The organism is Streptomyces sp. ICN903 (assembly GCF_022015835.1).
In the GTDB taxonomy this organism is placed as follows: Bacteria; Actinomycetota; Actinomycetes; order Streptomycetales; family Streptomycetaceae; genus Streptomyces; species Streptomyces fenghuangensis.
On the sequence record NZ_JAKMAY010000425.1, the window covers coordinates 1 to 3,893 of the forward strand.

The 3,893-nt window shown below is 74.2% G+C and carries 2 protein-coding genes; one reads left to right on the forward strand and one right to left on the reverse strand.

The features are described 5' to 3' along the window. The coding region (locus tag L7D48_RS27075; protein WP_237883462.1) for a beta-galactosidase at positions 1 to 1,782 on the forward strand (1,782 nt) is incomplete at its 5' end. A 96-nt stretch (positions 1,783 to 1,878) separates the two neighbouring features. Here L7D48_RS27075 and L7D48_RS27080 read toward each other — a convergent pair. Next, a complete protein-coding gene (locus L7D48_RS27080; RefSeq protein ID WP_237883464.1) occupies positions 1,879 to 3,891 on the reverse strand; it encodes a glycoside hydrolase family 31 protein in 2,013 nt (670 codons plus the stop codon). Positions 3,892 to 3,893: the final 2 nt, after the last annotated feature.

Here is a 3,893-nt window from a genome sequence, read left to right on the forward strand (position 1 = left end):
CCCCCCTGGATGGGCGCCCGCCACCCCGAGACCCTGCCGCGCGACGAGACGGGCGCGGTGATCTGGTACGGCTCGCGCAACCACTTCTGCGCCTCCTCGCCCGTCTACCGCGACCACGCCCTGCGCATCACGGCCGACCTCGCCGACCGCTACGGCGACCACCCCGCCCTGCGGCTGTGGCACGTGAACAACGAGTACGGCACCGCCTGCTGGTGCGATGCCACCGCCACCCACTTCCGCCGCTGGCTGCGCGACCGCTACGAGAGCCTGGACGCCCTCAACGACGCCTGGGGCACGGCCTTCTGGAGCCAGCGCTACGGCGACTGGGACGAGATCATCCCGCCGCGCCGTGCCCAGTACATGGTCAACCCCACCCAGGAGCTGGACTTCCGCCGCTTCACCAGCGACGCCCTGCTGGAGTGCTTCACCGCCGAACGCGACGCCCTGGTGAAACGCACCCCGCACATCCCCGTCACCACCAACTTCATGCCCCTGTTCGTCGGCCAGGACGGCTGGACGTGGGCCAGGCGCGAGGACGTCGTCTCCGTCGACCTCTACCCCGACCCCGCCGACCCGGAGGGGGACGACGGCGCCGCGTGGGGGGCGCTGGTGCAGGACCTCACCCGCTCCCAGGCAGACGGCCCCTGGCTGCTGATGGAACAGGCCGCGGGACCGGTCAACTGGCGCGGCGTCAACCATCCCAGACCCGAGGGCCTGACGCGGCTGTGGTCGCTGCAGGCCGTGGCGCGCGGCGCGGACGGGGTCTGCTTCTTCCAGTGGCGCCAGTCGCGGCAGGGCAGCGAGAAGTTCCACTCCGGGATGGTCTCCCACGCCGGGCCGCGCGGCCGCACCTTCCGGCAGGTGCGCGAACTGGGCGCCGACCTGGGCCGCCTGGGCGCGGTCACCGGCTCGCCCGTGACCGCGCGGGCGGCCGTACTGCACGACTGGAACGCCTGGTGGGCCACCCTGTCCGCCGGCCGCCCCTCGAACCTCCTCACCTACGAGCGGCCGCTGCGCGCCTGGCACCGCGCCCTGTGGGAGTCCCACCTGACCTGCGACTTCGCCCACCCCGAGAGCGAGTTGGGCGACTACGCCCTGGTCGCCGTCCCCCATCTGTACCTGCTCACCGACGCCGCCCTGGACAACCTCGCCTCCTACGTGCGCGGCGGCGGCACCCTGGTGTGCGGCTTCTTCACCGGCGTCGCCGACACCGACGACCGGGTGCGCGAGGGTGGCGTGGACGCCCGGCTGCGCGAGGTACTGGGCATCGGCACCGTGCACGAGTGGTGGCCGCTTGACGAGGGCGAGGTCCAGCCGCTCGCCGCCTGCGGGGACGTCCTCGGCGCGGACGCTGTCGCGGGAGGTGTCACCGGTCCCGTCGGCACCCTGTGGCGCGAGGACTTCGAGACCCTGCCCGGCGCCGTGACCGTCGCCGCCTACCGCGGCGGCGAACTCGACGGCCGCCCCGCGATCACCCGCCACCCCTTCGGCGACGGCACCGCCTGGTACCTGTCCACCCTCCCCGATCCCGCCGCGCTGCGCGCCCTGCTGTCCCGCGCGGCCGGCGAGGCCGGGCTGCGGCCTCCGCTTCCCGGACTGCCCACGGGAGTGGAGGCCGTACGCCGCGGTGCCTGGCTGTTCCTCCTCAACCACCGGCGCGAGCCGGCCACCGTCCCCCTGCCCGCCCCGGCGACCGACGAGCTCACCGGGCGGCGGCACGAGCACGCGATCACCCTCGGCCGCCACGGCGCCGCCGTCCTGCGCGAGGACCCGCCCGCATAGGGCGGCGGGCGAGCCCCCCGCACAACGGAAAAGGCGACGGCGCCGGCGGATCGCATCCGCCGGCGCCGTCCGCGTGCCCCGGGACCGCCTGCCGTCTCAGTCCTCCGTCACCGGAAGCCGGGCCCCGTCCCGGAGGAACAGCGGGATCCGCTCCAGCGGCGCGGGCACGGTGACCGGCCCGCCGCCGGGGTACCTCTCGCCCGTCCACGCGTCCGTCCACTCCGCCCCGGCCGGCAGGTGCACGGTGCGTTCCCGGGCGCCGGCCTCCAGCACGGGCGCCACCAGCAGATCCGGCCCGAACAGGTAGGCGTCGTCCACCTCCCAGGCGGCCGGGTCGCCGGGGAACTCCAGGAACAGCGGACGCATCGGCGGCAGCCCCTCGGTGTGGGCGGCGCGCATCTGCTCCAGCACGTACGGCCTGAGCCGCTCGCGCAGCCGCAGGTACGCCTCCAGGATCTCCCCGGCCTCCCGGCCGTAGGACCACACCTCGTTGGGCCCGCCTGTCATGTCCGGGCCCAGCGGCATCCCCGGATCGCGGAAGCCGTGCAGCCGCATCAGCGGGGAGAGCGCGCCGAACTGGAACCAGCGCACCATCACCTCGCGGTAGGCCGGGTCGTCCGGGTCGCCGCCGTGGAAGCCGCCGATGTCGGTGTTCCACCACGGGATGCCCGACAGCGCGGTGTTGAGCCCGGCCGCGATCTGGCGGCGCAGGGTGGCGAAGTCGGTGCCGATGTCCCCGGACCACAGGGCGGCGCCGTAACGCTGGGAGCCCGCCCAGGCCGACCGGTTCAGCGAGACGATCTCGGTGACGCCCTCGGCGGCCAGACCGTCGTGGACGGTACGGGCGTTCTCGCGCGGGTAGAGGTTGGACACCTCCAGTCCCGGACCGGCGTGGTAGCGCAGGTTCGCCGCGAAGCCGGGCTTGAGCTCCGGCTCGCCCGCGTCCAGCCAGAACGCCGTGATGCCGTACGACAGGTAGTTCTCCCGGATGCGGGACCACACGAAGTCGCGGGCGTCGGGGTTGGTGGCGTCGTAGAAGGCGACCTGGACGGGCTCGGCCACCCCCTTGTCCGGCCAGTCGGCGTGCGCCATCGGCCCGTACTCGGTGCCGATGAACAGGCCCTGCTGCTCCATGGGCCGGTGGTTCTCGCTCAGCGGCGAGACCGACGGCCACACCGAGACCACCAGCTTCACGCCCAGCTCGTCCAGCTCCTTGACCATGGCCGCCGGATCGGGCCACTCGGCCGGGTCGAACCTCCACTCGCCCAGATGCGTCCAGTGGAAGAAGTCGCAGACGATCGCCGACAGTGGCAGCCCGCGCCGCTTGTACTCCCGCGCCACCGACAGCAGTTCGTCCTGGGTGCGGTAGCGCAGCTTGCACTGCCAGAAGCCGGCCGCCCACTCGGGCAGCATCGGGCTGCGGCCGGTGGCGGCCGAGTAGCGGCGCTGGGCGTCGGCCGGGTCGCCGGCGGTGATCCAGTAGTCGATCTGGCGGGCGGAGTCGGCCACCCAGCGGGTGCCGTTGTGCGCCAGCTCCACCCGTCCGACGGCCGGGTTGTTCCACAGCAGGGTGTAGCCGCGCGAGGAGGTCAGCACGGGGATGGAGACCTCGGCGTTGCGCTGGACGAGGTCGACCACCGCGCCCTTGTGGTCCAGCAGCCCGTGCTGGTGCTGGCCCAGCCCGTACAGCCGCTCGCCGGAGTAGGCGGCGAAGCGCTGCTCCAGGCGGTGGTAGCCGTTGCCGGTGGCGGTGTGCAGCCGGGAGCCGGGCCACCAGAAGTGCGCGCGGTCCTCGGACAGCAGCTCGGCACCGTCGCCGGTGCGCACGAAGCGCAGCATGCCGTCGGCGCTCACCACGGCGGTGATCGCCCCGCAGGTCACCCGCGCGTGGTCGTCCTCGATCCGGATGTCCGGCCCGGACCCGGCGGGCGGCGGATCGGCCAGGAGGGCGCCGGGCAGCCCGTCCAGGACCGGGCCGCCCAGCCGGGCGCGCACCCGTACGGCGTCCGGCCCCCAGGGCTCGACGCGTACGGTCTCCTGCCGCCCGCGCCACTCCAGTGCGCCGTCGCGCGTGCGGAAGGTGCCGCGGGTGGGGGAGGACTGGGCCAGGG